The organism is Cupriavidus sp. HPC(L) (genome assembly GCF_000307735.3).
Taxonomy (GTDB): domain Bacteria; phylum Pseudomonadota; class Gammaproteobacteria; order Burkholderiales; family Burkholderiaceae; genus Cupriavidus.
In genome coordinates this window covers 1-3,245 of sequence record NZ_AMPR02000277.1, presented here as the reverse complement: position 1 = coordinate 3,245, position 3,245 = coordinate 1, and the positions used below count along the sequence as shown (strand labels likewise).

The 3,245-nt window shown below is 68.8% G+C and carries 4 protein-coding genes; all 4 read right to left on the bottom strand.

Features of this window, described 5'->3' with window-relative positions; translation table 11 throughout:
* The coding region (locus tag B551_RS15525; RefSeq protein ID WP_043440095.1) for a hypothetical protein at positions 1-572 on the bottom strand (572 nt) is incomplete at its 3' end.
* A 264-nt stretch (positions 573-836) separates the two neighbouring features.
* Positions 837-2,009: a thiolase gene (locus tag B551_RS15520; protein WP_006579098.1), complete on the bottom strand. Its 1,173-nt coding sequence runs from the start codon at positions 2,007-2,009 to the stop codon at positions 837-839.
* A 4-nt stretch (positions 2,010-2,013) separates the two neighbouring features.
* The gene (locus tag B551_RS15515) at positions 2,014-2,421 is read right to left on the bottom strand and encodes a Zn-ribbon domain-containing OB-fold protein (RefSeq protein WP_006579099.1); all 408 of its coding nucleotides are present in this window, start codon (positions 2,419-2,421) and stop codon (positions 2,014-2,016) included.
* 378 nt (positions 2,422-2,799) lie between these two features.
* Positions 2,800-3,245, bottom strand: a 446-nt coding sequence (locus tag B551_RS15510) for a thiamine pyrophosphate-dependent enzyme (protein WP_023264474.1), incomplete at its 5' end; no start/stop codon positions are given.

Genomic DNA, 3,245 nt, shown 5'->3' with positions numbered 1-3,245 from the left:
GGATCCGATGGCCGTTGCCAGCGCGTGAACTTGTGCAGGCGGATCTCGCCGCCTGTGCCCGCGGAAATCGTCAGGCGGCGCTGCACCGGCGCGGCGCCCGCATTGACGGCGCGCTCGTCGCGGCAGACCAGCGCCTCGTCGGCGATCGCCGCCGCGCACTCGATCAGCGCGGCGCGCCTGGCGACATCGTCGTGCGGCACGCGGTCCTGCACGGCACCATGCGGATCGAACAGGGCGCTGAGGCAATCGCTCAGGCGGATCAGCACCTTGACGCCCATCTCCAGTTCGAGCGCGGCGCAGGCGGCGTCGGGATCGATCGACCGGTCGCAGCCGCGCAGTCGGAGGCGGTATTCGCGCCCGATATCGGCGAACACCGAGCGCAGGCGGCCGCCGGCATCCGCTGCCAGCGTGACATCGATGCTGCCTTCGCCGAGAAACAGCCTGGCCGCGGTGCGCACCACCTGCGCGGCATCGCGCGGCCGCAGCGGCGGCTGGCAGGCGCGGGATCGCGGGTCACCGATATGCGGCGTCGCGGGAAGGAACGAGGGCATCGGGCAGGTGGGCAGCGTCATGGGGCGGGCAGGCTCGCAGGAGAAGAACACTCGCGGACGATCCCCTGGCCGGTGGACTACACCTGACCGGCCCGCGAATCGCCATCGCCCTCTCTAGACGAGCGGCGCGGCGCCATCGTTGACCCGGATTGCCGAGTTCGCGCGACTTCACCTCGGCTGGTTTCGCCAAATGAAAAAATGCGGGCGAACGCGTTAAGCGTTCGGCCGCATTGCTTTCGCTTGCTGCGGCATGCCGTCGCAGCACCGGTTCGAACGCCGAGCCGGCTATAGCGTCGCGGCCGTTCCCAGGATCGCGGTCGACTGGCTCGACAAGGTGCCGCCGTTGCCGTGCACCAGTGCAATCTCTGCACCGTCCACCTGCCGCTCGCCGCATTCGCCGCGCAACTGCCGCACCGCCTCGATCGTGATGAACATGCCGTACATGCCGGGATGCACGCACGACAGCCCGCCGCCGTTGGTATTGACCGGCAGCCTTCCACCGGGCGCGATGGCGCCGCCGCTGACGAAGGGCCCGCCCTCGCCCTTGGCGCAGAAGCCGAGGTCTTCGAGGAACAGCAGCGTGTTGATCGTGAAGGCGTCGTACAGCTCGAGCACGTCGACGTCCGCCGGTTTGACGCCCGCCATCGCGAAGGCTCGTTCACCCGATTCCTTCGCGGCGGTGACCGTCAGATCCGGCATGCTCGAGATCTGCCGATGCCAGGTTGCGGTGGCGTTGCCGAGCACATAGACCGGCGGCCTGGCCAGGTCCTTGGCGCGTTCGGCGCGCACCATCACATAGGCGCCGGCGCCGTCGGTGACCAGGCAGCAGTCGCGCACCGACAGCGGGTCCGACACCATGCGGGCGTTCAGCACGTCGTCGATGCTCAGGGGATCGCGCATCAGCGCATCGGGATTGAGTTGTGCCCATTTGCGCGCGGCCACCGCTACCTCGGCCAGGTGCTCGCGCGTGGTGCCGTACTGGTGCATGTGCCGCGCGGCCGCCAAGGCGTACGAGGTGATCGGCTGCATCGGCTGGTAGGGGTTCTCGTAAGGCTGCGGGTCCAGCACCGAGCGCACCTTGGCGATGCCGGCGCGGCCGACGGTCGAGGTGCGCTGGTTGCTGCCGTAGCAGACCAGCACCGCGTCGCAGATGCCGGCTTCGAGCGCCAGCATCGCGGGCAACATATGGGCGACGAAGCTGGAGCCGCCGATCATCGTGCTGTCGACGAACTTCGGATGGATACCCAGGTATTCGGCGACCGGCATCACCCACATGGTGGCGCCGACGCTGGCGGTGGCGATGCCGTCGATCTCGCGCATCGACATGCCGGCATCCTTGACGGCGGCCTTGGCCGCCTCCACCAGGATTTCCATTTCGGTCTTGCCGTGGGCTTCGCCGAGTCCGGCCTGTCCCACGCCGACGATGGCGACGCCACCGCGCAACGATTGTGCTGGCATCGCGTCAGCCCTCCATCGGATCGAACACCACCATGGCGGGAACGCCGTCGCCGGCGGCCGGCGCGACGCGCGCCCTGACGCGCATGCCGATGCGCACCGCCTGCGGTGCCACAACTTCGACCCGGCTCATCATGCGCACGCCTTCATCGAGATCGATCAGCGCGACGTTGTAGTCGCCGCCCGCATCGGGCTTGCGGCGGATGACGCTGGTCGAATAGACGGTGCCGGTGCCCTTGGGATCGGTCCAGTCCAGCGCCTCGCCGCCGCAGTGCGGACACAGGTTGCGCGGATAGAACACGTGGCGGTCGCAGTCGCGGCAGTGCTGGATGCGAAAGCGCCCTTCGTTCAGCAGGGCCGCGTAGACGCGGTCCGGCCCGGGATCGGCCTGCGCCGCGGTGGTCGGTGTTGTCATGCTGTCTCCTGGCTCGATGCCTTCCGCGGGCAGCTTGCCGCAGTCATCGGCGCTTCGGCAATTCGCTTGTCCGGAAGGGTGGATTATTCGGTCGCGAAGGGGGATACCCCTGCCCTCTCCCCCGGCCCCTCTCCCGCAAGCGGGAGAGGGGAGCAACCAGCGGGCTTTTCCCATGCCGACCGTGTTCTCCCTCTCCCGCTTGAGGGAGAGGGGAGCGACCAGCGGGCTTTTCCCATGCCGACGGCGTTCTCCCTCTCCCGCTTGCGGGAGAGGGGGGGGGCAGCCAGTGGGCTTTCCCATGCCGACGGTGTTCTCCCTCTCCCGCTTGCGGGAGAGGGCCGGGGAGAGGGCCAGCGCACCAACCCCGCCCCCAAAAGCTCAAATCACCAGCTCGATCAAGAACGGCCCCTTGCGCTTGTTCGCCATCGCGAACAGATCGGCAAAGCTCTCCATGTCTACCGCGCGCGCGCCCTCGACGCCCATGCCCGCGGCGAGCTTGACCCAGTCGAGATCGGGATTGCCGATGTCCAGCATGTCCAGCGCGGTCTTGCCCGGATTGGCGCCGACGCCGGCCAGTTCGCCCAGCAGGATCGCGTACTTGCGATTGGCCAGCACCACCACGGTGACGTCGAGCTGTTCGCGCGCCATCGTCCACAGCGACTGCACCGTGTACATGCCGGAGCCGTCGGCTTGCAGCGCGACCACGCGCCGGTCGGGTACCGCCACCGCGGCGCCCACCGCCAGCGGCAGGCCCGCGCCGATGGCGCCGCCGGTCAGCTGCAGCCAGTCGTGCGGGGCGGCATGCACGGTGCCGGGATAGAAGG